The sequence below is a fragment of the Maridesulfovibrio sp. genome (assembly GCF_963676065.1).
In the GTDB taxonomy this organism is placed as follows: Bacteria; Desulfobacterota; Desulfovibrionia; order Desulfovibrionales; family Desulfovibrionaceae; genus Maridesulfovibrio.
The window spans coordinates 255,641-280,927 of sequence record NZ_OY780933.1; the positions used below are offsets into that span (position 1 = coordinate 255,641).

Sequence of the window (25,287 nt, forward strand, 5' to 3'; positions counted from 1 at the left end):
TAAGAGCAGCCTCTATAAAATTATCATCTTAAAAAACTACATCAGAATACTGCGGCGACAGAATTCAACTGCTTCAGCGCGAACATCCTGACGATCAGGCCAGTAGAGCTGCATTCTGGTCAAACCGAAGATAATTGTCATCACAACCGTTGCGTTTTCTTCAACCGCAACATCGCGAACAACGCCCTTTTTAATACCGATTCTGATACATTCTTCAAGAACCAGATCAAGATTTTTCATAAAAACAGCCATAAGCCGTTTTGGTGATTCCAGCAGACCGTACGTTGAAAGCATGATTTTCATATCTACTTCATGAGCTTCTACAAAAGAGAAATACTCATTCATGATCTCTTCAAGAGAGCACTCTTCACGGTCCAATTTCTGACGGATGGATTCTATATAATAAGAGAATTGCTCCTCAAGGGCATCGAGAATGTGCAAGAGAATATCTTCCTTGCTTTCAAAATGCCTATAGATAGTACCCTCCGAAATATTTGCCATTTTAGCCAGATTGGCAGTTGTGGCCTTATGGAAACCCACCTCTGAAATCATTTCCTTGGCTGTTGCGAGGATGATGTCCTTGGTTTTCATTTTACGGTCTCCCTTGAGCGCCCATACGCCCATGTTCAATCATTTTTATAAAATATTTTATCAAACTTTTTGCCTGATTACTAACACTCGTTCTAAACTGAATTAATTACCCCATGCAAGGGATGAGGTCAACCGGATTAGATTGACAAAACCTGATAGAAAACTTATTTTAGATAGATAAATCCTATAAGGAGGAAATCATGATAGAAATTACTGAAGCTGCACAAAAACAGCTTGAAAACTATTTTGCAGATAAAGACAGGACTCCCATCCGCATCTACCTGGCCACAGGTGGCTGAGCTGGCCCCAGGCTGGCATTGGCTCTGGATGAGCCAAAAGATAACGATGTGAATTTTGAAATAGAAGGGTTCACTTTCCTGCTGGATAAAGACCTTAATGAACAAGGCAGCCCTTTCCGTGTTGACCTCAGCTATACCGGTTTTGTGATTGACTCTAAAATCGAGCTTGGCGGTGGTGGTGAATGCGGCTCCTGCTCTGGAAGCTGTGGCTAGATAACAGCCTAATATAAAAAGCTTTTACATTGCAGTAAAATACGTTAGCGGCTTAATGGTCGCCTCTTCGGAGGCGACTTTTTTTATCACTTTTGTAACATTTTTTATTTTGCAGAGAACTGAAACAAGATGTAAGATGATCACCCTGTTGATTAACAGAGTGGAGATTTAAGTGAGGAAACGGGAAAGAATCCAAGGTATTTTTTCAGCCCAGAGAATGTCCGTAATCGGAACGGGAACAACCAAAAAAAAGACTAAGCAACTTACATACTGGTATGCCGAAGAACAAGAAAACGGTGTCCTGAAAGTTCAAGCTATAAACGATAACTACATTCCCACCGGACCGGTCGTGGCAGTGGAAATGGAACTTTTTTTAAAAGACTACCATCCTGAACCGGAACTATATGTAAAAAAAGTCATTCCCAACCTGAAAAAGCTGGAAAAATCAATATCTTTAGGCGAAAGCCATCGTGCTAACGGTGAGACTTATAGCGCCGAGTATGAATTCAACAAAGCCATGAGCCTTGATGAAATGAACGTGCGCGTGAATTTCGGACTGGGATTGACCTATTTCGACCGTGGTGAAGTTGAACGTGCGGAAAATATTTTCAAACGTCTTGTTTGTCTGGAAGGCAGTTTCGAACCGCAGCATAAACACCTGTTCAACGAATTCGGTATATCTCTGCGTAAAAACGGCATGCACCAGCAGGCTCTGGCATATTATCTCAAAGCAATCGATCTGGTACAGAGTGATGAAAACCTGCATCTGAATATCGCCCGCGTCTATTTTGAAGCCGGGGAAATAAAACCCTGCCTCGAACACCTGCGCCAATCATTATTAATAAACAGGGAACTCGAAGAAGCCTGCGTTTTCCTGCAGTTTCTCAAAAGCAAAGGTTTTATAGAAGACTGCACGCTGGATCAGATAATTGGAAGAGAGAGCGACAGCAGCGATATCATTGATTCACTGCTCAAGAAACCACCCAAAGAAGAAGCAAATCCGCTCAAATCGCAGACACCGAAAGCCAAATCAGCATCCCTGACTGAAGAACTTAATTTCCTATAAATATAGAGAGTGGATCAGTCCGGGCAGGGCTGAATCCACTTTTCCTGTATACCCTTGATGACTCCACGCTTTTGCAAGGCATCAAAGGCTTTCTGCCAAAGCAGGACCTTTGCGGGGTCAGTTGATTTTGAAAAAGCCATATACAGCTTGAGTTTGCGAAAAGATAAAACTGGAACGGCGTTGTTCAACAATTCTTTATCATTTTTCAGAAACTCTTTAACTCCGATGTCTGATGTTGCCACCAGATCAATCCTGCCGCGGACAAGTTTTTTAAAATTAATTTTCTGGCTGTCGGTAACTTCTAGATTGGTAAAGCCCATACTTTTCAGAAATTGAGCTCTTGCGTCATCACGATACACACCTATCCCTGATACCTTTTTGGCTTCACTCAGGCTGCTTAGCTTTCGCCCATTTTTTCGCCCATAGAAAACCCAATTATAACAGGCAACAGGACCTACCCATTGAAACAAAGCCTCCCTTGCCTTTGTCCTACTGGTGGAAAAAAGCATCACATCGGGCTGGGTCTGCAAAAATTTGTAACCACGGGCCCACGGCATAACTTCAATGGGGGTGTCACAACCAAGTTCTTTTTTTATGGCCTCGACAATTTCCACTCCGAACCCGATCAAATCACCTTCATCGTCTTCATAAGCGGAGGGAGGACTTAACTCTGTAATAATTTTTAAATTACAGTCCGCTGCCCGCGTTGCAGAATCAGTCAGCGCAACGATTAATAATCCTAAAAAAAGTACATAAAAAAAACTTTTCACCACAGCCAGCCCCTTTTGATTGCCGCACAGGATTTTGTTTAAATATAACCTGACTGAAAGCTAAAAACAACCGCCACACTATTTTTTTTTGGATCTATTAAATTTTGCATTAAAAAGCCGGAAACAGGTAATCCTGTTTCCGGCTTCAAAAGATTAAGACAATTTCAAAAAAGACCTGATAAATTTATTTTCCTGTCCACTCAGACATGAAATCTTCAGGGCCGACAACCATGTAGCCGCGTTCCTGAAGAGCCGCCACGATGGGAGAGGCATCTTCCGTGTCCACACGCACAACCACCATCCTGCGATTGTTATGGTGAAAAAGACCGGTGCTGATAATACTGTACTTCATGTTAGAGATAATACCGGCCACTTCATAAAGCACTCCGGTCCGCTCCTCTACATCTACAACAATACGAGAGCCGCCCTGCTTAAGGCCCATTTCTTCAACCAGCAATTCAAGCATTTTGTTGCGGTTGATGTAGCCGATGAGATTTTTTGCTTCATCGACGACAGCCAGCCCTGAAAGATTCATTTCAAACATCAGATCCGCAGCAGCTTCAATCTCAGTTTCCGGAGGAATGGTAGTAATGGTTTTACGCACCACCTCTCTGACGGTCAGCTTGCTGAGAAGATAGTTCAGTTCATGCTTGTCCAATGAGCTGATCACTGAAGGAAGGGCCGCACGGACATCCTCTTTGGTGACATAGCCCACGAGGTCGTCGCCCTCTTTGACAAGAAGCATCCACAACTGATTGTCTTCCAGAATTTTGTCCGCTTCCTTTACCAGAGTGTCAGGGGTTACGGTCACAAAGTCCTTGAGCATTTTCAGTCCCACATACATCTGCATGTCCTCCAGAGTCCGGCAATAGTCCGGTGCGTAAAAAAGTTTAATTGAAATACCCACACCCCATACCCAAGCTTTCGCGCACTTGCAAGGAATGCCCTCGTCTGCGGATATTTTTTACTTTATCATAACGACGACCAAAAACACTCTATCATATAGATGAAATATAAATGCTGTTCACCGTGTCACCATAGTTATACATTTATGCGCTAAAGCACCTTGCCCCTGTTAATTTTTTGGGTTAGTCCAAAATCCATGCACGAAATGTCAATAGCGCAAAGTATACTTGCAATCATTGAAGAGGAAATGGAAAAGCAACCCGGTGCCAGCCTCAAGAAAGTTGTGGTAGGTAACGGAGCGCTTGCTGGAGTAGTCTCTGATGCTCTTACTTTCGGCTGGGAAGCGGTTACCGTGGGAACATCCCTGCAAGGCTCTGTTCTGGAAGTAAACGAAATTCCCATCAAAGTCCGCTGCGGCGGGTGTAAACACGAATTTTTCCCCGAAGACAAACTTTACATGAATTGCCCGGAATGCGGTCTGGAAATTGGTCATGAAGTTCTTCAGGGCAAGGAATTGCAAATCGAAAGCATTGAGATTGACGATTAACCTTAAGGAGTTGGAAATGGGTGAAATCCCTGTGGTACGCAATATTCTGGAAGCAAATGACAGAATTGCCGATGAACTGAAACAGTTTTTCAAAGAAAAAAATATTCTTTGCCTCAACCTCATGAGCTCACCCGGGTCCGGTAAAACCAGCCTATTGGAAAAGACCCTCGCGGACCTCAAAGATGAATTCAAGATGGCGGTTATCGAAGGAGACCTGCAAACCGATAACGATGCTCGCAGAGTAGCCGCTACCGGAGCACAGGCTGTACAGATTAACACCGAAGGCGGATGCCATCTCAACTCCAGCCAGGTTAAGGAAGCTCTTTCCCTGATTGATCTCGAAGGGGTGGATATCCTTTTCGTAGAAAATGTGGGCAACCTCGTATGTCCCGCCGAATTCAACGTAGGTGAAGACCACAAAATCACTCTGCTTACTGTAACGGAAGGGGATGATAAACCTGAGAAATATCCCCTCATGTTTCACATTTCATCAGTGATGATCCTCAACAAAATAGATCTTCTGCCCTACGTGGATTTCGACCTTGAAAAAGCGCAGCAGCATGCGCGCAAGCTCAATGCCGACATCGCCCTCTTCCCCCTCTCCTGCCGCACCCGCGAAGGATTGGAAGGGTGGTACGAATGGCTCCGCAAGGCCCGCGAAGCTAAGAAATAATAAAAGCCTCCGGCGGCCCTGCCGGGGGTTTTAGAGCTTTTTGCAAAAGGGAGTCCAGAGGGAAAAAACTTATACATAAGTTTTCCCCTCTGGCCGCCGGAGGAATAGATATCATGAAATTCCCCAGTAATCTGCCTTGCTCTGCTGTCCTTGACTCCCTTGCAGACGGGGTCTTCACGGTAGACCGGGATTGGAACATCACTTTCTTCAACGAAGCGGCCAGCCGGATTACCGGTATTCCCGCCGAAGAAGCAGTGGGGGCCAAATGCTGGGATGTGTTCCACTCCAGTCTCTGCGACGGGGACTGCGCCCTGCGGTCCTGCCTGAACGATTGCGGACGAATCTCCAACAAATCCATATTCTTCATTCACGCGGATGGCCGCAAGGTGCCTGTATCCATCAGCGCCGCACCGCTCGTTGATGCACAGGGACGCACACTTGGTGGAGTGGAAAGCTTCCGGGACCTGACGGATATCCAGATGATCCGCCGTGAAGTCGAGGACTCATGGCGCTTTGAAGACATCATCGGTAAAAGCGAAAAACTTGGCAAAGTTTTCACCATACTGCCGCAGGTCAGCAAAAGTGAAGCAACGGTTCTGCTACTAGGTGAATCCGGCACCGGTAAGGAATTGTTCGCCCGGGCTATCCATAATTTAAGTGAACGCAAGCACGGCCCCTTTGTTGCAGTAAACTGCGGCGCCCTGCCCGACAATCTTCTTGAGTCCGAACTTTTCGGTTACAAAGCAGGAGCCTTTACTGATGCCCGCAAGGATAAAGCCGGTCGTTTTGAACTGGCCGCCGGCGGTACCATCTTTCTTGATGAAATCGGGGACATGCCGGCTAAACTGCAAGTGAAGCTGCTGCGGGTGTTGCAGGAAAAAACCTTTGAACCTCTGGGCGCGGTCGAAAGCGTGAAGGCTAATGTACGCATTGTAGCCGCCACCAACAAAAATCTGGCCGACCTGGTGGACCAAGGACAATTCAGGCAGGATCTCTATTACCGCTTAAATGTTGTTACGCTGAATCTCCCCGCACTCAAAGACCGGGTAGAAGACATCCCTCTACTGATCAACCATTTCGTCAACAGACTTAATGCCCTGCAGGGCAAGGATATCGACGGCATTTCCGAAGACACCCTGCATATCCTCATGCGCCATCCGTATCCCGGTAATGTTCGCGAACTGGAGAACATTCTTGAATTCGCCTTTATTCTCTGCCCTTCCGGCTTTATTCAGGTAGAACACCTGCCCGAATATCTACAACCCAAAGCCAAAGACAATACGCCAGACGCCGATATGCCCATGACCATGGAAGAAGTAAAATGTATGGCCGTTCGCCGTGCATTAGAACGCAATAACGGGAAAAAAATGGCAACCTGCCGCGAGCTGGGAATATCCAAAGACACCCTGCGGCGCACCATCTCCCGCTGCGACAAACTGGACGCATAATTAGTCCGTCATCTCATCTTTTCGGCTAAATATGAGCCGAAACACGCTTCCCCTCTCACTCTACCATTAGATAATATACTGAATTAACTTGCGTTAATATTCATGGCACAGACTATGCCTATTGTATTGCCATGAGAAGATACGAAGGACGCGATAACAATTCTACACTGCTTTGTTTAGCCTGTTATGGAGACAGGCTGGCCTCCGTATTCGACAATGCACCGGAACTTAAGCTGTTCCGGATGGAAGACAATAAAATTTGCCCCGCAGGTTACCTATCCCTTCCCTCAAAAGACCCAAAGGACAGGACATCCGCCATTATGACCTGCGGGGCAACGTTTTTAATATGTGGCGCAATATGCGGTTGCACCATGAATGAAATGGAACAGGCCGGAGTCAGAGTCATTCCCTGGATAAGCGGAATGATCGATGATGTGCTCACGGCCTATCAACAGAACTGTCTGGAAAATCTTGTAATGCCCGGTTGCCGAGGCAGAGGCAGATGCGGACAGGGAAACAGAGGAGTCAGGGGCAGAAGGAACGCGCAGGAAAATATTAATCCCGGCGGACCGTCCTTGAACTCGGTAGCAAAGGAGTAAATAATATGAAAATAGCCATCAGCTGTCAGGGCAACGATCTCAATGGTGAAATCGACCCGCGTTTCGGTCGCGCAAAAGGTTTTCTGATCTGCGACACCGATGCCGATACTCAGGAATACGTTGATAACACTCAAAATCTTAACGCCGCTCAGGGTGCCGGAATTCAGGCAGCTCAAAACGTAGCTGCAACAGGAGCAAAGGCGGTTCTGACCGGACATGTTGGCCCTAAAGCCTTCACCGCGCTCGATAAAGGTTCAATCAAGGTCTATCTCATTGAAGAAGGAACCGTCGCCAAGGCTCTGGCAGATTTCAAAGCCGGTAAGCTTGAAGCTGCCGCCGATGCCGACAAACCCGGGCACTGGTAAAATTTCCACATACCGTTCAGTCATGTCTTTTCTCCTCTCCCTTGCTCTGCGGGCATGACTGAACAATTTACCAGCATTGACAAGTCTGGTTCACGTCTTATTTTACCATGAAATGTCTACTGTAACAGATTGAAAAAATCTGTTTTTTATAATGACAACCCCCTCTTCAAGACGAGGGGCAGGAGATTGATATATGAGCGATCACGCATGCGGAAGCTGCTCTTCCTCCGGGTCCGGATGTTCCTCCGGTTGTTCTGAAGGATGCAGCCCTGAAGATATGAAGCTGAATAAAGCCCTTTCCAGAATTAAACACAAGATCGTGGTTATTTCCGGTAAAGGCGGAGTTGGTAAAAGTACTGTGGCAACAAACATCGCAGTGGCTCTTTCCCTCGCAGGGAAACAGGTAGGACTGCTTGATGTTGATGTACACGGCCCCAGTGTTCCCCGACTGCTCAGTCTTGAAAACGAAAAGCCGCACATCGGCCATGAAGTGATTGAACCCATCTCCTGGTCCAGCAATCTCTGGGTCATGTCTCTGGGCTTTATGCTGCCCAGCAAAGATGATCCGGTCATCTGGCGCGGTCCGGTAAAAATCGGCCTGATCAAGCAGTTTGTGCAGGACGTAGCCTGGAACGACCTAGATTTCCTCGTAGTAGACTGCCCTCCGGGAACCGGAGATGAACCTCTTTCCGCCCTGCAGACCCTTGGAACCGACGCTCAGGCTGTTATCGTGACCACCCCTCAGGGCGTGGCGGTTGATGATGTTCGTCGCTCTGTAAACTTCTGCAAGCAGGTCGGTAACCCTGTTCTCGGTATTGTTGAGAACATGAGCGGATTCGTCTGCCCCGACTGTGGTAGCATACATAATATTTTCAATTCCGGTGGCGGTGAAGAACTTGCCAAGGAAACCGGTGTAAAATTCCTCGGACGTATTCCTCTTGATCCGGAAGTGGGACGTTCCGGTGATGAAGGTTACCCAATCATCCGCACCGACCATGAAGGTCCTACCGGCAAGGCATTGAATACCATCATCAAACCGATGTTGAATCTCACTGAAACATTACAGGAGAACAATGAAATGCCTAAACCCGATGAGTTTGAAGCCAAAAACGGCATGGTGCGCATCGCAGTTCCCGTTGCAGCAGGTAAGCTTTGCATGCATTTCGGTCATTGTGAGCAGTTTGCTATCATGGATGTGGATGTTGCCTCCAAGGGTATCGTCGCAACCAACATGGAAACTCCCCCGCCCCACGAACCGGGCGTACTTCCCAAGTGGATCGCCGATCAAGGCGTTCAATTGGTACTGGCCGGCGGCATGGGATCCAGAGCACAGTCCCTATTCACTGATGCCGGCGTGAAAGTCATTGTCGGTTCTCCTGCTGAAGCACCTGAAAACGTTGTCTCCAGCTACCTCGCAGGCACCCTTGAAACAGGTGCTAACACCTGCGATCACTAAAAGAAATAAGTACATCTACCGTACATCTTGAACCGAAACAGCCTGTGGGAGTATCCTGCAGGCTGTTTTGATTTTTAGAGTATCTATTTCAGATCGATGACTCTCTGTACAGCTATCTTCCCGTTACGGAAAGTCGAGATGATCACATCTTTATCGGGGTCACCGTTGTCGTTATAATCGAAAGTTCCGGTCACTCCCTGAAATGGCGGCATATCCACCAGAGCATCGTGGATTGCCACGGGATTAAGCGACCCGGCTATTTTGGCTGAGGCAAAAAGACTCGTTACCGCGTCATAAGTCAGGGCCTCAAGCTCAGTTGGATCGGCCCCATTTTCTTTTCGGTAGCTTTTTTCAAATGAAGCCGCACCGCGAATGGGCGAATTCAAAATCCAATGGTCGGTGTAGTAGCTGTTTTTAAAAAGAGGATTTCGCTGCAATTCTATCGAGTCCCACGAATCACTGCCCATGAGAATCCCTTTGAATCCCAGTTTGCGAGCCTGAGCGACCTGTAACTGAACCGCCTTGGTATTATTCGGAAGGAAAAGAATCCGGGCACCGGAATCAATTATCTTTTTCAGCTGGACAGAGAAATCACGCTGACCGCTCTTAAAATTTTCAAATGCCACGACCCGTCCGCCGCTATTCTGGTAATCGTCCCTAAATATACGGGCCAGTTCAGAACTGTAGGGACTGGCGGAAGCGAAAAGTATTCCTACATCCTTTTGCCCCAGATCCTGCTTTACAAAGAGAGCCAGTGCTTGCCCCTGAACATTATTGGTATAGGAAACACGGAAAGAATATTTAAAGGATGTAAGCCTGTTGGTTCCGGCTACAGGTGTGATGAAAGGAACCTTGTGTTGCTCACACACCTCTGCGACAGCCAAAGCCACTTTACTGCTAGCCGCTCCGACGATAGCTGAGACTTTATCCTTTTCTATCAGCCGGGTTGCGACTTTGGCGGCAATTACCGGATCTCCGTTACTATCCGCCGGAATAAGTTTTACTGTATATGATCGGCCGCCAAGCGTGAGTCCTCCGTCCCGGTTGACTTTATTTGCTCCGTAGCGAGCGGCGGTAACTATATAATTGCCCTTTCTGAAAAGCTCTCCGCTGGTGACCGCAACTATCCCGACCTTGAATTCCCCGGCCAATTTATCCTTCGAGCATCCGGCGCTGAAACAAAGGATAAGAATCAATACAGAAAGTACCGGGATGAGCCTGAATATTTTCATGTAGATCTCCGCTATTGCAATGCCAACAGATTGAGGCAAAATAAAAGGCGATCCAAGGACCGCCTTTTGAACGTCCGGCTAGATACCGGCCATACAGTTATAAAGCTCTTCGCTCACTTCAATACGGACGATACCGTCTTCGATGTAAACGCGGATATTGTTTTCAGGAATCAGGGCCATATCCATAGCCACTTCCACCCATTTACTCCTGAGTTCTGCCGGATCAACATCCTTAAGAGGATGACTTTCTGCTACTTTCCACGACATGTTATATCTCCCGTTTATTATTTTTTATATGTCCTCGGATTCATCCCCAGAAGACAAAAAACTTCATACGTAATAGTCTGCCACCATCCGGCCAAGTCTTCCGCGCTGATGCGTCCTTCGCCCTCGCCGCCAAGCAGGTAAACAGAATCACCGAATTTCACATCCTCAATATGACTTACATCGACTATGCACAGCTGCATGCAGACCCGGCCAAGAATCCTGGCCCGTTTCCCATGAATACAGACCTGCCCGGCATTGGAAAGCCCGCGGCTGTATCCATCCGCATATCCAGCGCAAACAACTGCCACAGTCATATCGCGCTCTGCTGTGTAGGTGCAGCCATAGCTGATGGCCTGTCCCTTCTTAAGCTTGCGTACAGATGCGACCTTGGTGCGTACCTGCATGGCAGGTTTCAGATCGTTCCCCGCTTCACTCCACTTTGTTCCCAGTAAAGGGTTGGAGCCGTACATGGCGATACCTCCGCGCTGAGCGGAATAGTGAAGCTGATCATGAACAAGTATTCCGGCGGAGTTGGCAAGTGAAGCCTCCAATTCGTAACCGGCATTACCAAGGCGCTGCAAAATATCTGAAAAAGTTCCCGCCTGCTTGGAGATGTATCCCTCGTAAGCCGGATCATCAGAAGTGGCAAGATGAGAACTGGCCAGAACCGGACTGACTTCCGGATTTTTCTTCAGCCAGTCAATAAGGTCATCAATTTCGTGAACACCGAATCCAAGCCGGGACATGCCGGTATCGAACTTAAGGCAGATTTCAACACGACGTCCTTGTGCAGAAGCCACGCCGGTCAGCATTTCCAGCTGCTCAAATTCTCCTATGAACGGAATGATGCTGCTCTGGAACGCATTAAAACAATCTTCCTCGTTCAGCGGTCCAAGCAGAGAAATTATTCTTTTTGAGCAGCCGCTTTTTCTTAGCTGCATTCCTTCACCCACTGTACCGACAGCAAATGTATCCGCGCCTTCTGCCTCAAGCGCGCGGGCAACTTCAAACAAGCCATGCCCGTAGGCATCGGCCTTGACCACTCCGTAGACATTGCTGCCTTTTTCACGCAGCAATCGATAGTTGTGACGAATGGCATTTAAATCAACTTCAACTTCAAAAGTATTATATGCGATAGTCATTTCAGACTCCGGTTGAGATTAAGAGGAACTATTTGCGTTTGAAAAGTTTTTCCATTTCCAGCGAGGACCAGCTGATCAATACAGGACGACCATGGGGACAATACTCCCGCTGCGGACATTTAACCCACGCTTCAAGCAGGGATAAAGCCTCATCAAGCGCCAACGCAAGATTGGCTTTAATGGCTGATTTGCAGGAAAGCATAATCCAGAGGTCTTCAAGAGTCTTGGCCTGTCCGTCCACCGCTGCCTTTAAGTACTCTCTTGCCTCACCGGTTTCAAGTCCCGGGGGAATACCGCGCATGGAAAGTGTCAGTCCTGATTCAAGAGCGAGCATGAAACCAGCCGCATGCAATTCCTCCCACATTTCCTGCACCCGCTGCACTTCACTCGGATGGAGCACAAGCTCCACCGGCAGGGCCAGCGGGCGGGATTCACCACGGGTGCGCAGACTGCGCATATTCTCATAAATAACACGCTCATGGGCGGCATGCTGATCCAGCAACCCCAGAGATCCGTTAGGCAACTTCAGCACAAGATAAGTTTCAGCCACCTGCCCCAGATATTCAATGCGTGAACCGGGGACGTAAATGGGACCGGAGCCGTTCAGCGGTGATTTTTCAGGTGCAGGTATGCGAACGTCATCCGCCTGATACTCCCCATGCTGCTCATGCACGACATTCTGATCATATTTATTAGCCGTTTCCGATGCACTGAGACCGACATCAGGAAGTTTGGAAGATCCTTCCAAGCCGTCATCCATGGCCGTAAAATCTGTGTTTTTAAACTCTTGCCAGCTTGAAAATTTGGCAGCAGGTTCTATCGGAAGAGAAACACTTTCCGATAACTGCTTTTCCTGCTTTTCGCGTTCCAATGGAAACTCAGGCTGTCTTTCCTGATGCTGGGCACCTTCTACAATGCCAAGTTCATAGCGGGACAAGGCCTGCCCAATACCATTACGAATAATGCCGAAGACCGCCCTCTCGTCCTGAAAACGCACTTCCATCTTTGCAGGATGCACGTTCACATCAACCAGCTCCGGCGGCAGCTCCAGAAAAAGCACAGCCTGCGGATATTCACGGGAAATCAATCGTCCCTTGTACGCGCCCCGGATGGCACTGAGCAACAATTTATCCTGCACCGGGCGACCGTTTACGAACATGACAATGCGGTCCCCCCGGCCCTGAGCAAGTCCGGGAATTCCCGCACAACCGTGAACCTTCATCTCCCCGGCTTCGTGTGAAAATTCCAGCAGGGATTCACAAATATTACGCGGCCAGAAAACAGTCAGTCGATCGGGCAGGGACTGTCGCGGCGGAAGGCGGAACTGTTCGCGGCCATTGGATAGAAAAGAAAAACCGACATCCACATTGGCAAGAGCAATCTTGAACATCACCTGATTGCACCGCCGGGCCTCAGTCGTTTCAGTCTTCAGAAATTTAAGCCGGGCAGGGACATTATAAAAGAGGTCCCGCACCTCCACCGAGGTACCTCCGGGGATAACTGCCGGGCCTTCCTCGATTACATCACCACCCTGCACATGAATAGCCCAGCCCTCGTCAGCGCCCTTGCGGCAGGAGCTCATCCTGAACCGGGAAACTGAAGCAATACTGGGCAGAGCCTCACCACGAAAACCGAAACTGGTGATGGAAGTAAGATCATCCACATTAGAAATTTTACTGGTGGCGTGACGGGTAACGGCAAGTATCAATTCATCCGCGGCAATGCCGAATCCGTTATCTTTGACAGAGATAAAACCCTGACCTCCGCGCTCAACCGCCACATCGACCTGCGTGCTGCCCGCATCGATGGAATTTTCCACCAGTTCCTTAACAACACTGGACGGCCTTTCCACCACTTCACCAGCGGCAATCTGATTGCGCAGAGAAGCAGGGAGGACATGAATTTCAGGAATGCTCATATGTATCTATTCTGTATAATTATTAAATTTATTTATTTGGATTTAGCTTTTATCAAACTTACAATAAGCAAAGCCCCCCGTCCATACCGGCGGGGGGCCTTGTGATAATTTTCCAGCTCTCAAAGAGCCCAAAATACCGGTTGCAAAGATCAATAAGAATACACCGGATATTAAATACGGTAAACTTGCGTCGTTAAGAACAGAACCTGCTTACTTTCTGAATTATCAGATTAGAAGAGACTCGTATCTATCAGGTTGAAGTTAACACTGTAACGTTCATCAACCGTAGTTTTTGAAGCAATAAATTCCATGAAGAAACACTGATGATTCCAGCCGAGTGACGCTGTTTTTTCAAGATCACGGTCGGAATTAAGGTCCGAGCGGAATTTACCGCCGACCTGCATGTTCCACGGCAGTTTGGCTTTCATACCGTAGCTGACAATCTGCATGTCGTTGTCCTGCTGCCGTTTGTATTCATTAATCTTACGCAGATAGTCGTAGCCGAATGAAAATTCTGCGTACTCGTCATAAAAAAGTTTCAGAATATTCTCATGCTCGGTGACATCTCCCTGATAAGGGGAAATCCATGTGCGTGAAGTCAGGTTCACAAAATTGTACGGCGTTACGATAAACTCGGCCATAAAATCAGAGAACGGACGACGTTCATACTCGCTGAGCTCTACAGAACGATTTTCCTCGTCAATGTCATAGCCCTGTTCAAGGCGGACACGCAGGAATTCGAGGTAGTCGTTTTCGAGCACCGGAGTGCCGTCATCACCCATGACCACGGTTGCCCTGTTACGATCGAATACGTTGGTTAACGATAAAACAATGTCGTTTTGTTCGGTTATACGGTCACGGGCATCGAAGTATGGCAGTTTGGCCTGCCCAGCGGAATCATCCTGCACCCATGAATATTCAAGGCGGGGGATGAAATTATGCTTCATGCGGGTCCATCCGGACTGACCTATATTTTCCTCAGTCGCAACAGGCGCGGATTCAAGCTCGAATATGCGATAGATATCCGAAGAGGCACTGATTCCGGCATCGGCAAGAATTCTGGTTTGGGTGGTATCACGGCTGACTTCGGAACTTGCGTTCTGAAAGGAGCTCACAATATAGTTCGTCGCCCTAACTCCGGCATGGGGGATAAAGGTAATCCCGGCCGCACGTACAGGCATGCTGAACGACGGTTTGATATCAAAACGTCCACCGGTGGTTCCGAACTCTCTCCAGAAATAACTGCCCTGAAATTCACCTTCCCATTCAATGGGAGTCCCGAAAAAATTATCCTTGAATGCGTAGGCGGAAAGCTGCGGCATTGTCTGCAGGGTGGGATTCTTGGTGGCCGGGTTATTACCGTTCCGGTAAAGAAGATTTTCCGTAAACTGCGCAAAGGCGGAAACAGAATATTTATCCCAGCTTCTGGCAATAAGAGCGGTACTGGTTCTTTCATTGGAGTCGGCGGTGTCTATATCACGCCCGAACTGATCAAGAAAATCATCACGAGTAGCTTCGTAACCATTGGCCCCGGAACGGAACTCTCTCAAATAATCCTGGTCGGAGACAAGATCCATATCGAAGATTGTCTGCCAGTCGGGATTACCCACGTAACCGTTGTATTTAGACCTGATCCACCAACGGTTCTGGTTGGGGCGAATCATGGTATCACTGAAGGAGTAACTGGCGTCATCAGGATTATCGTAACTTTTGCTGTCGAAAAGCCAATCAGCGCGCCACGATCCTTTGCTGTTTACATCCTCGGAATGACGGAATTCAACCCCCGGGCGAAAACCGCGTTTACTCAAATATTCAGGATAGAAGGTCATATCCTTCTCATCGTCAATGGCCCAGTATATCGGAAGGTTTACTCTATTACCGAGGCGGTCGGAATTACCGATCTCGGGATTAAGCACACCGGACTGGCGTTTGCGCTGCACCGGCAGTTCCATATACGGCGTATACATAACCGGCACGCCTTTAACTTTAACCTTGGAATGCCAAAGTCGGGCGTAGCCGTTAATGGTGATATCCCCCTCGCCGGACTCAAAAGACCACAAGGGATTTTCACCATCACAGGCAGTCACTTTTACATCTTTAAAGCTGTAGGTGGCTCCGTTATGCTTCTCAATAAACTCACTTTCAAAATATACATGAGGTTTGGCAACAAAAACACGACCTTTTTTAAGCCAGCCGACCATATTGTTTAGATCGAATTCGGCTTCGGCCGCATCGTAAAAATCACCTTTGATCTGCGCTTTTACGTTGCCCCGCAGGTAAATCCATTTTGTTGCCTGATAGAAACGGGCAAAATCAGCTTTAATATAGTTATCGCCGCTTCGCAGGGTCACATCGCCGTATGCCTGTAGATACTCGCTGTCGTTTTCCACAACGAGCTTATCTGCGGAAAACTTCCATTGATCCCCTTTCTGTTCCACACCCTTGCTGTCCGTCATGGGCACGGTCATCTGCTGCTGCGCAAGCGAAACACCCGGTAGACAGAGGAAAAGTAAAACTACGAATATGGCAAACCTTGATTTCAAAACAACCCGCCCTTTAGTTCTTGAGGTAAGGATCTTCCTGAGCCAGATAATTCTGCACATAATCCTTGGCCGCATCTTCAAGGGAAGTAAACGGCTTATCATACCCGGCAGCCACAAGCTTGGCCATGTTTGCCTGAGTGAAATACTGGTACTTATCGCGGATCGATTCGGGCATCTCAATATAACTGATATTGGGATCCACATTCATAGCCGCGAAAACGGACTTTGCCAGTTCGTTCCATTCACGAGCCTGTCCGGTTCCGATATTGAAGATCCCGTTTGCTTCGGGATTCTGCAGAAACCACCACATGACATCCACGCAATCCTTGATATAAACGAAATCGCGTTTCTGTCCCCCGTTCGGGTATTCAGGCTTATAAGATTTAAAAAGCTTCATCTCCCCGGTTTCACCAATCTGATGAAAGGCCTTGCAGATTACGCTCTTCATGTCGTCTTTATGATATTCGTTTGGTCCGAATACATTGAAAAATTTGAGGCTTACCAACTTGTCCAGAACGCCTCCGCGCTTGGCCCAGAGGTCAAAAAGCTGCTTGGAGTAACCGTACATGTTCATGGGCTGAAGCCGGTCAATGCCCTCATGGTCGTCATCAAAACCGAAGCGGCCGTCTCCGTAGGTTGCGGCGCTGGATGCGTTGATGAAACGTACATCATGGTTAAGGCAGAAGCGGCAGAGCATCTGAGTGTAACGGTAATTATTTTCCATAAGGAAATCAGCATCGAGCTCAGTGGTGGAAGAGCAGGCGCCCATATGAATCACGGCATCGGTCTCAAAGGGATCATCCCCTTCAAGGATAAGCTTGTAAAACTGATTCCTGTGGACATAATCCTCGTAACGAAGATTGACCAGATTCTTCCATTTATCAGTCTTCGCAAGATTGTCGACAATGAGGATGTTGTCGATTCCCATCTGGTTAAGCTTCCAGACCATGGCACTGCCGATAAAACCGGCGCCGCCAGTCACAATATACATATATAATTTCTCCAGCTATTTTGAGCAGATGCGAACATCAAACAATACTATTACACAATATAAGTTGCCGGATGTTACTTATTTTTCTAACACTTTTCAACTACAATTAAATAGAATGAGCCGATTTGCACAAGAAATTAAGCAAAAGCAACTTTTCAACATTACTTTTGATCAAAAACATTTTTTTTTAAAACAAAAGGCACTGCGTAGATAAAGAATCTTTGTTAAAAACAACAAAAAAAGACGTCATTTTCACATAAAGAAGACTAACCACATTGCTTTCAATATAAGAAATAACACCTATGGCTCTTGCTTCATTTCATTTTAATGTTATAATTATATTTATTTTAATTTTATTATGATTTTTTCTAGACTTTATTTACAATCGTTGTTTAAATCCGATTACACACAAAAGTACAGCTCGCTTACAACATATTAAGATAGGAACTGCCATGAAATATTCTGCCAAAGAGATCCTGCACCTTGAAGTCTCCCCTGCACTGGGCTGCACCGAACCGGTTGCGATTGCACTCGCCACTGCCGCAGCGGCTTCAGTCATACCTGACAAGAGACCTGAAAAAATAGAAGTATGGGTCGACCCGAACATCTACAAAAACGGTCTGGCCGTCATCATTCCGGGAACCGGAGGCCTGAGCGGCCTTGATACCGCAGCCGCACTGGGTGCCCTCTATGGTGATCCGGAACTCGGCCTGGAAGTTCTGGAACCGCTTGACGAGTCCTCTACCAAAGAAGCATGCAAATACAAAGCAAACAAACCTGTTAATGTTAATCTACTTGAAAACAGGCATGGAATTTATGTCCGGGCACTACTTACCTACGAATCAAACAAAGTGGAAGCGATAATCGAAGGTGTACATGACAACATCATCTCGCTGACCCTTGACGGTGAGACAGTCAAAAACTCTTCGCTGGTAAAAACAAAACAGGCCCAGAAAGCGGACATGTCCAAGCTTGAGGAATATATCAAGACCCTTTCCTTGAGCGATCTGGTAGATATGCTTTACGAATTGGACGAAGATGATTTCTCCTTTTTAAAAGAAGGCATCACTTACAATATGCGGCTTGCCGACCACGGATTGAAACACGGATCGGGCCTTGGCGTAGGCGCAACTTTAGAGAAACTGGCCCGCATGAGAATTCTTAACCGGGACATGATCCTTGAAGCAAGGATCATCACCTCTGCGGCGTCTGACGCCCGTATGGGAGGTATCAAACTTCCTGCAATGAGTTCCGGAGGATCAGGAAACCACGGCTTAACAGCAATCCTGCCTATCCATGCTGTAAGCGACTATGTTGACTGCTCCGAAAAGACAGTACTGGAGGCGATAGCCCTCAGTCACCTTGTTACCGCATACGTAAAGGCCCAGACAGGACGACTGTCAGCTGTGTGCGGGTGTTCAGTAGCAGCAGGAGCCGGAGCAACTGCCGGCATCACTTACTTGATGGGAGGAACTCCGCCCCAGATGGCCGGGGCGATAACAAACCTTACCGAGGATCTGGCCGGAATAATCTGCGACGGGGCCAAATGCGGCTGCGCCCTCAAACTGGCAACAGCTGCCGGAACAGCGGTTCAAGCGGCTCTTTTCGCCATTCACGGGGTAAATGTGCATTCCACTGACGGCATAATAGGATCTTCCCCCGAGCAAACAATGCAGAACATCGGCACCTTAAGCACTCAGGGCATGATTGATACGGACAGAACAATCCTGAAGATTATGTTGGAAAAGCACTTTGCCACCGCAGAATCATGACACTTACCAAGAAAAATAATACAAAACTATTGATTAAGATCTGCCAATAACTTAAATTTTAGAGAGTATAAAGTTACAACAACCTTCAACCCAACTTACCGGAGGACTTTTATAATGCACAACAGAAACTCCACTTTAATCCTAACCGTTACCTTGGCTATTCTTCTGGCCTTCGGCTCAATGGCATTTGCAGAATCAAAAATTGTATTAAAACCAAAAATTGACTCATTTGCATATTTCGTGGACACATCCCCGTCCATGTCACAGTCATACGGTTCTACCGGAAGCCCCAAAATCATTGCAGGGCTTAATGCACTGAAAAGGCTGAACAACGTCGTTCCTGAGCTCGGTTATGACTCTGCTCTTTACGCAATGCCCGACTTTTCAACCTATTCCCCCAAAGCGACTTTCAGCAGATCCGCAATGGCCAGCGGACTTGCATCTATACCCAGCGACCTGCCTTTCTTCCAGTCCACTCCCATGGGCGAAGGCTTTGCCAACCTTGATAAAGTCGTTGCAAAATGGCAGGGCAAATTCGCTGTGATCTTCGTTTCCGACGGTCTGACCAATAGCGGACGCAACCCTGCTCGTGTTGTCTCCGACATGGTCAAAAAATACGGCGACCGTTTCTGCCTTCACATTATCAGTGTTGCAGACACACCCCGTGGTAAGGCTAATCTGAAACATCTTTCCAGCATGACTCCTTGCGGTGTATATGTTGACGCTACCGATCTTGCCGACAAAGCTATTCTCGACAAGTTCGCACAGGATGTTTTCTACACTCAGGAAGAAGAACTTATCGTCGAAATAGTTGAAGAAGTGGTTGTTCCCCCGGTTGTTCCTGTTCAGGAAAAAATCGTTTTCCGTAACTTCAACTTCGGCTTCGACAAGTACAAAATCACTGATGAAATGGTCCCCGCACTGACCGAAGCAGCCTCTATGCTGGATGAATACCCGAACCTCAAGGTTATGGTCGGAGGTCACACAGACTCCTCCGGTTCCGAAGCGTACAACCAGGGCCTTTCCGAACGCAGAGCAAAGTCTGTCGCCGACTGGCTGGCAGCTAACGGTGTTGCTCCTGAACGTCTGCAAGTCAAGGGATACGGAGAACTCAATCCCAAGTATGACAACAAGACCAAAGAAGGACGCAAACTTAACCGTCGCGTTGAAATCGACGTAGAAGAATAAGAATCTGAACACAACACAAAGGGTGGAAGGCTTGGACCTTCCACCCTTTTCTCAATTTGGAGTACCTGATGAAAATTGTTCGCAAACTTTTAACATCATTATTTATCTGCCTGATCATATGCTCCTCGGCAGCCGCATCCCAACCCGGAACACAGCAGGAACTGACTAAGTTCAGGAACTTCGCAATCGGATGGGTTGTCAAGCTGAACAAGAGCCACCTGAAAGGTTTCAGCCATATGGAAATCCTCGTGCAGGAAGATGGCAGCTACCTTGCCCGCTACCATGCTATCTCCCCGGACTCCATCTCCTGTAAAGTGAAAAGAACCAGCGCCAAAAGTAAGGGACTGGTCGGGTTACTTAAATATATTGAGACCATTTACGAAAGTACCGGAAAGACCCCGCAGGGAGCACGCGCGAATAAATTCAAACCTGTTAAGAACATTCGCATTACAGAAATTTTCAGCAACAACGGTAAAGGCTGGCGTTAATTTCGACCTTTCTTCGGGGAAAATATTTCAAAATATGTTTTGGAAACTTCACTCCCCATCAAACTGCAAAATATCTCGCAATTAAGACCGCTATATCTTGAAAGATATTTCGGTCTTTAATTTTGCTCTTCCGCTCATAACCAATAGCAGGCCGAATGGCCCTCGACATTTGATAAAAACTTCAAGAGCCCAAGCTGTTAGGCGCTGGCAAAGAAGCAAAATCCTCTCTTTCTCAATCGAGCAGGCATAAAAAAGGTCTTCCCCGCTATTGCGGGAAAGACCTTTTCATTTGGCAATGTAAAACCGGAAACTACTTAAAGCTTTCTACCAGATGGCTCAGTTTCTGAGCCATCTCAGCTACTTCCTGAATACTGGAATTCGCATTCTGGATTCCCTCGGAAAGCGACTGTGAGAGGCCGTTGATTTCGGTTACGCTGTTATTGATCTCATCGCTGGTTGCAGTCTGCTGTTCAGCTGCTGTGGCGATTGCCCGGACCATATCCGCAATGGTTTCGGACTCGTGGACTATCTGTTCAAGGACACCGCCGGCTCCTTCAGCCATGTGTACTGAATTTTCAACCCTTCCGCGCACGCCACCCATTTCGGATACAACCTCATCGGTAGACCGCTGAATGAGAGAGATAGCACTTTCAACCTCATTGGTTGCGCCCATGGTTTTCTCGGCCAGCTTGCGGACCTCATCAGCAACAACGGCAAAACCTCGTCCGGCCTCACCTGCTCGGGCGGCTTCAATGGCCGCGTTCAGAGCCAGCAGATTGGTCTGGTCGGCGATATCATTAATCACAGACATTACTTCACCGATATTAATGGCCCGTTCTGAAAGATCAGCCAGCATATCGGACAGTTTATCCGTGGTCTCGGTTACAATGTGAATTTCAGATACAGTATTGCTCACAACCTGTCCGCCGTCACGGGCGACAGAATTGGCCCTGTCGGAAGCTTCAGCGGTTTCACCCGTATTCTGGGCAACTTCAAGAACCGTGGCATTCATTTCTTCCATTGCGGTAGCAACCTGTCCGGTCTGCATGGCAGTGGTATCAACGCCTGAAGTCAATTCATTCATCTGCTGGGAGAGTTCGGTTGTATGGACAAGCAGATTTTTTGATACCTCGGTAACCTCATTGGCCACTTCTAGTAGCGCTTCCTGCTGTTGTTCAATATGCCGGCGGCTGGCTTCCTCTTCAGTAAGGTCAACCATCACCGCAATGGCTCCGACAGTTTCCTCTTCTGCATTCAGCAGGGGACAGACTTGGTAACGCAGGGGAAATTCAACCCCGTCTTTCCTTTTAAAACGAAGCAGACCTTCCGGGCATCCACCGGTTGCTATGGCTTCAGATGTCAGTGATTTGCCGTCAATATGGAGCAGGTCCCCTACAGAAACACCTGATAGTTCAGATTCCGACATACCAAGGATTGTCCGTATGGGCTCGTTGGCAAAATCAATTTTATCATCACCGTCAGTAACAATCATGGGAACGGTAATACCGTTAAGTACCCCCCGGTTATAAACCAGTTGGTCTTTAATCTGACGGGCCATTTCGCCCAAATGATCACCGAGCAAGCCTAATTCGTCACTGCTATCCACTTCAAAATGAGCATCAAGATTACCGTTAGAAAACTCACTGGTAGCATTGGAGATAAGCTGTATCCGGTTAACAATGGATCTGCGCATGAAGAAGAGAAGAGAACACAGCAGTGCAATAAATCCGCAGAAAGACAGTATCGCCCCTTTAAACTGGGATTCATGAAATACAGCAAACTGAGGAGAAACGTCCTGAATCATTACCAGCGACCCTAAAACGGGCTGCCGTCTGCCATGACAGTGATAACATTTTTTCTCATTCTTGATGGTTTCCACCTCAACAAACACTTTCTTGCCGGCCAGATCGGAAAGCAAACCTTTTTTGAGAGGGTTTTTAAGACTGCGTGTGACAAGATCATTTATTTTTTGATCACTTATTTTACTGTCAATCTCAGAACGGATATCATCTTTATTTGTTGAGTATGTGATGTTCCCCTTAAAATTAGTCAGGTAAATATCAACATCAGGGTATTTTTGCGAAACAATAGAAAATTTTTCCGTAGTACCCCGGTTATCACCTTTAGCCATTGGCTCACGGATGGCCAATTGAAGCATATCAGATGTTTTGAAAGCACTGCTCTCAATATCTTCCATCATTGTATTTTGCTGCCAGAATGAATTGGCGAGAAATAGAATGGTAAATGTTGATGCGGTAAGCAGTGAGGTCAGAACCAGAACCTTGTTGCCCAGGGAAGTTTTGATAAATTTCATGCAGCCTCCCTAGTGTGCTCCGCCGAAAATCAGCGGCTTGAAGTTGAAATTATTAACACGCTCCGCATTGTGACAGACCTCGCACTCTTTGATGGTCATCTTACGTTTGATCAAATCCGGATCTCCGTCCTCAACATGCAGGGACCCCGGACCATGACATACTTCACAGCCGGCATTGGCAAGTTGCGGAGTCTCTTCAAAGGAGACAAATCCTCCGGGCTTACCGTATCCTGTAGAATGGCATGCGAAGCACTCCTTAAGTTCATCATCATCCAGATCTGAAGCCATTATCTTCACGCTTTCACTGGAATGGGCTTTCTTGGAAAATTTTTTATAGTTGCTATACTCAACTTCATGGCATTCCTTGCATGCCCCGGACCCCACATAAACAGCTGAATCAGTAATACCGTATTCGGTTACCACACAGCTATAGAGAACCATTACCGCAACGAATACCCCTATTCGTACGGCACCTCTTTTAGCACCCATACATAACCCCGCTTGTTTATGGATCTGATTACCTCAATAGACCCAACCTGTTATACATCGCCCTAAAACAATATCCTCCACTTATAAAACAGCATCGAATATTAGTTATAATCTTTTTTTAGCTACGCTCTTTTACTCACTATGTGAAGCTTAAATTCATAAACAGAAGGCCATTCCGTGACAAAAAGACACATACTTTTTCAAAGCGGATAGATTCTTTTTATACACAAAAGCCTCTGTTCCCCACATCAAACACCATATTTATCCTGTCACTTAAGTTTTTTTATATTTATATCAACTCCAATTGCAACTAATATAAGAGGACTTGTTTTTTGAATTATTTTTGAGCAGCTGTATTTTAAAAGTGCCACACCCAAGAAAGCTCCATAAAACACGTGATTACCACTTGCCGTACATATCAAACTTCTGGCAGAATACGTCCTCTTAAGAATCCATACTCTGTCATTAATCTTTAAGCCAATCTACGGAAACTGAAAGTCTGCTCCACCGGACTTTTAAAGCGGAAGGCGGCTACTCATTTATGGGAATAGTTAACATTACCAAGTCTTACGATGCCGATTTTGTTAAGCAGGTAGAAAAAGAAAGCGGACAGAACATGTCGCTTTGCTACCAGTGCGGTAACTGTACCGCCGGATGTCCGTACACATTCGCGTACGACATCCCTGTAAGCAGAATCATGCGTCTTGTTCAGGCAGGGCAAAAGGATACCGTGCTAAAGTGCAAGTCTCTGTGGCTTTGCGCGACATGTGAATCCTGCACCACAAGATGCCCGAACAACATTGACGTGGCCCACATCATGGATGTGCTGCGCCACATGGCCCGTCGGGAAGGATATGCTCCAGTTCCCACAGTCAAGACATTCTGGGACAGCTTCCTCGATTCCGTTGAGAACAACGGAAGAGTGTTTGAAGTAGGTCTGCTCGCGGCTTATGTAGCCAAGACAGGAAGATTCTGGACCGATCTTGATCTGGGACCGAAAGTGCTGCCCAAAGGCAAAATGCACTTTAAACCTCACCAGATACAGGGCAAGGATGAAATCAAGAAAATCTTCAAAAAATTCCAAGAGGAGTCCCGCAAATGAGTGATTCCTTAACATACGCATACTATCCGGGATGTTCCGGCTCCGGGACTTCCATGGAATATGACATGTCTACAAGGGCTGTCTGTGAAAAACTGGGAATCCGGTTCACCGACATCCCGGATTGGAGCTGCTGCGGTTCTACCCCGGCTCACACCGTGGACCACACCCTGGCCAGCGCTCTCTCCGCCCGCAATCTGCAATTGGTGGAGAATATGAATCTGGATACAGCGGTAACCCCCTGTCCCAGCTGCCTGACCAACCTCAAGAACGCAGAACATCGCATGAAAGATGATGATATGCGCGAAAAGGTCAACAAACTGCTGGACAGCCCCTACAGCGGCGGGGTTGCCACAAAATCAGTGCTGCAGATTCTTGTCGAAGACCTCGGCCTTGAAGCGCTGAAGGAAAGCACCGTCAAACCGCTCAAGGGCCTTAAAGTTGCTGCTTATTACGGCTGCATCATGAATCGCCCTCCGGAAGTGATGAACTTTGACGATCCGGAACACCCCATGGCCATGGACAACATCATGAAAGCCATGGGCGCCACTGTACTGCCCTATCCTTTAAAGGTTGAATGCTGCGGTGCCTCTTTTGGTATCCCCCGTAAGGATGTGGTCATGAACCTGTCCGGCAAGCTGCTTGACGCTGCGGATGATCTCGGAGTTGATGCGCTGGTCACCGCCTGCCCCCTGTGCCAGATGAACCTTGATCTGCGTCAAACCCAGGTCAATTCTGCAACAGGAGCCAAGCATAAGCTGCCCATTTTCTACTACACCCAGCTCATGGGTATCGCCCTTGGACTGAGTGAAAAAGAAATGGGAATGGATAAGCTCTGCGTGAGCCCCCGCAACGCACTCAATGCCATCGGCAAAGAAGAGAAAAAATAGCGGAAACCCTGCTAAGGAGAA

24 protein-coding genes are annotated in these 25,287 nt (G+C 47.4%); 13 read left to right on the top strand and 11 right to left on the bottom strand.

Translation table 11 applies throughout. From position 1 onward, the window contains the following. Positions 1 to 36 precede the first annotated feature (36 nt). Complete coding sequence (locus ACKU35_RS01155) at positions 37 to 591, bottom strand: TetR/AcrR family transcriptional regulator (RefSeq protein WP_319762323.1); 555 nt, start codon at positions 589 to 591, stop codon at positions 37 to 39. Between the two features lie 200 nt (positions 592 to 791). Here ACKU35_RS01155 and ACKU35_RS01160 point away from each other — a divergent pair, with 200 nt between their 5' ends. Next, positions 792 to 1,103, top strand: coding sequence for an IscA/HesB family protein (locus ACKU35_RS01160; RefSeq protein ID WP_319762325.1), 312 nt, complete (start codon positions 792 to 794; stop codon positions 1,101 to 1,103). Positions 1,104 to 1,275: 172 nt separating this feature from the next. After that, positions 1,276 to 2,169 carry a hypothetical protein gene (locus ACKU35_RS01165; RefSeq protein WP_319762327.1) on the top strand — a complete coding sequence of 298 codons (894 nt, stop codon included), beginning with the start codon at positions 1,276 to 1,278 and terminating at the stop codon, positions 2,167 to 2,169. A 14-nt stretch (positions 2,170 to 2,183) separates the two neighbouring features. Here the strand turns inward: ACKU35_RS01165 and ACKU35_RS01170 are convergent, their stop codons facing one another. Further along, positions 2,184 to 2,942: a transporter substrate-binding domain-containing protein gene (locus ACKU35_RS01170; protein ID WP_319762329.1), complete on the bottom strand. Its 759-nt coding sequence runs from the start codon at positions 2,940 to 2,942 to the stop codon at positions 2,184 to 2,186. A 181-nt stretch (positions 2,943 to 3,123) separates the two neighbouring features. Continuing rightward, positions 3,124 to 3,783, bottom strand: a complete 660-nt coding sequence (locus tag ACKU35_RS01175; RefSeq protein ID WP_319765326.1) for a CBS domain-containing protein — start codon at positions 3,781 to 3,783, stop codon at positions 3,124 to 3,126. A 258-nt stretch (positions 3,784 to 4,041) separates the two neighbouring features. Here ACKU35_RS01175 and ACKU35_RS01180 point away from each other — a divergent pair, with 258 nt between their 5' ends. From ACKU35_RS01180 to ACKU35_RS01205, 6 genes are all read left to right on the top strand, one after another. Continuing rightward, the gene (locus tag ACKU35_RS01180; RefSeq protein WP_319762331.1) at positions 4,042 to 4,392 is read left to right on the top strand and encodes a hydrogenase maturation nickel metallochaperone HypA; all 351 of its coding nucleotides are present in this window, start codon (positions 4,042 to 4,044) and stop codon (positions 4,390 to 4,392) included. Positions 4,393 to 4,408: 16 nt separating this feature from the next. After that, positions 4,409 to 5,065, top strand: coding sequence for a hydrogenase nickel incorporation protein HypB (gene hypB, locus ACKU35_RS01185; RefSeq protein WP_319762333.1), 657 nt, complete (start codon positions 4,409 to 4,411; stop codon positions 5,063 to 5,065). Between the two features lie 113 nt (positions 5,066 to 5,178). Beyond that, positions 5,179 to 6,513, top strand: a complete 1,335-nt coding sequence (locus tag ACKU35_RS01190) for a sigma 54-interacting transcriptional regulator (RefSeq protein WP_319762336.1) — start codon at positions 5,179 to 5,181, stop codon at positions 6,511 to 6,513. Between the two features lie 131 nt (positions 6,514 to 6,644). Then, positions 6,645 to 7,112: a NifB/NifX family molybdenum-iron cluster-binding protein gene (locus ACKU35_RS01195; protein WP_319762338.1), complete on the top strand. Its 468-nt coding sequence runs from the start codon at positions 6,645 to 6,647 to the stop codon at positions 7,110 to 7,112. A gap of 5 nt (positions 7,113 to 7,117) precedes the next feature. Beyond that, complete coding sequence (locus tag ACKU35_RS01200) at positions 7,118 to 7,477, top strand: NifB/NifX family molybdenum-iron cluster-binding protein (protein ID WP_319762340.1); 360 nt, start codon at positions 7,118 to 7,120, stop codon at positions 7,475 to 7,477. 193 nt (positions 7,478 to 7,670) lie between these two features. Next, positions 7,671 to 8,933 carry an iron-sulfur cluster carrier protein MrpORP gene (locus tag ACKU35_RS01205; RefSeq protein WP_319762342.1) on the top strand — a complete coding sequence of 421 codons (1,263 nt, stop codon included), beginning with the start codon at positions 7,671 to 7,673 and terminating at the stop codon, positions 8,931 to 8,933. A gap of 83 nt (positions 8,934 to 9,016) precedes the next feature. Here ACKU35_RS01205 and ACKU35_RS01210 read toward each other — a convergent pair whose 3' ends face one another. The 6 genes from ACKU35_RS01210 to rfaD form a co-directional block, all read right to left on the bottom strand. Next, the gene (locus ACKU35_RS01210) at positions 9,017 to 10,165 is read right to left on the bottom strand and encodes an ABC transporter substrate-binding protein (RefSeq protein WP_319762344.1); all 1,149 of its coding nucleotides are present in this window, start codon (positions 10,163 to 10,165) and stop codon (positions 9,017 to 9,019) included. 78 nt (positions 10,166 to 10,243) lie between these two features. Continuing rightward, positions 10,244 to 10,432: a hypothetical protein gene (locus tag ACKU35_RS01215; RefSeq protein WP_136673534.1), complete on the bottom strand. Its 189-nt coding sequence runs from the start codon at positions 10,430 to 10,432 to the stop codon at positions 10,244 to 10,246. A gap of 17 nt (positions 10,433 to 10,449) precedes the next feature. After that, positions 10,450 to 11,574 (bottom strand): alanine racemase, encoded by a 1,125-nt coding sequence (alr, locus tag ACKU35_RS01220; protein ID WP_319762351.1) that lies wholly within the window; start codon positions 11,572 to 11,574, stop codon positions 10,450 to 10,452. Positions 11,575 to 11,602: 28 nt separating this feature from the next. Further along, the gene (gene mutL, locus ACKU35_RS01225) at positions 11,603 to 13,492 is read right to left on the bottom strand and encodes a DNA mismatch repair endonuclease MutL (RefSeq protein ID WP_319762353.1); all 1,890 of its coding nucleotides are present in this window, start codon (positions 13,490 to 13,492) and stop codon (positions 11,603 to 11,605) included. A 230-nt stretch (positions 13,493 to 13,722) separates the two neighbouring features. Beyond that, positions 13,723 to 16,035 carry an LPS assembly protein LptD gene (locus ACKU35_RS01230; protein ID WP_319762355.1) on the bottom strand — a complete coding sequence of 771 codons (2,313 nt, stop codon included), beginning with the start codon at positions 16,033 to 16,035 and terminating at the stop codon, positions 13,723 to 13,725. Between the two features lie 13 nt (positions 16,036 to 16,048). Continuing rightward, positions 16,049 to 17,026: an ADP-glyceromanno-heptose 6-epimerase gene (gene rfaD, locus ACKU35_RS01235; RefSeq protein WP_319762357.1), complete on the bottom strand. Its 978-nt coding sequence runs from the start codon at positions 17,024 to 17,026 to the stop codon at positions 16,049 to 16,051. Positions 17,027 to 17,478: 452 nt separating this feature from the next. On the opposite strand from rfaD, the gene ACKU35_RS01240 reads away from it, so the two are divergent. The 3 genes from ACKU35_RS01240 (at position 17,479) to ACKU35_RS01250 (ending at position 20,474) form a co-directional block, all read left to right on the top strand. After that, complete coding sequence (locus tag ACKU35_RS01240) at positions 17,479 to 18,798, top strand: L-serine ammonia-lyase, iron-sulfur-dependent, subunit alpha (RefSeq protein ID WP_319762359.1); 1,320 nt, start codon at positions 17,479 to 17,481, stop codon at positions 18,796 to 18,798. Between the two features lie 114 nt (positions 18,799 to 18,912). After that, a complete protein-coding gene (locus ACKU35_RS01245) occupies positions 18,913 to 19,986 on the top strand; it encodes an OmpA family protein (protein ID WP_319762360.1) in 1,074 nt (357 codons plus the stop codon). 68 nt (positions 19,987 to 20,054) lie between these two features. Next, positions 20,055 to 20,474, top strand: coding sequence for a hypothetical protein (locus ACKU35_RS01250; protein WP_319762362.1), 420 nt, complete (start codon positions 20,055 to 20,057; stop codon positions 20,472 to 20,474). Positions 20,475 to 20,784: 310 nt separating this feature from the next. Here ACKU35_RS01250 and ACKU35_RS01255 read toward each other — a convergent pair whose 3' ends face one another. Beyond that, entirely contained in the window at positions 20,785 to 22,788 is a 2,004-nt protein-coding gene (locus ACKU35_RS01255) for a methyl-accepting chemotaxis protein (protein ID WP_319762364.1), read from the bottom strand. A gap of 9 nt (positions 22,789 to 22,797) precedes the next feature. Further along, the gene (locus ACKU35_RS01260) at positions 22,798 to 23,229 is read right to left on the bottom strand and encodes a cytochrome c family protein (protein WP_319765327.1); all 432 of its coding nucleotides are present in this window, start codon (positions 23,227 to 23,229) and stop codon (positions 22,798 to 22,800) included. A 589-nt stretch (positions 23,230 to 23,818) separates the two neighbouring features. Between ACKU35_RS01260 and ACKU35_RS01265 the strand changes: the two genes are divergently transcribed. Then, entirely contained in the window at positions 23,819 to 24,379 is a 561-nt protein-coding gene (locus ACKU35_RS01265) for a 4Fe-4S dicluster domain-containing protein (RefSeq protein ID WP_319762366.1), read from the top strand. Next, on the top strand, positions 24,376 to 25,266 hold the full coding sequence (locus ACKU35_RS01270) for a CoB--CoM heterodisulfide reductase iron-sulfur subunit B family protein (RefSeq protein WP_319762368.1): 891 nt from the start codon (positions 24,376 to 24,378) through the stop codon (positions 25,264 to 25,266). Before ACKU35_RS01265 ends, ACKU35_RS01270 begins: the two co-directional genes overlap by 4 nt. Positions 25,267 to 25,287: the final 21 nt, after the last annotated feature.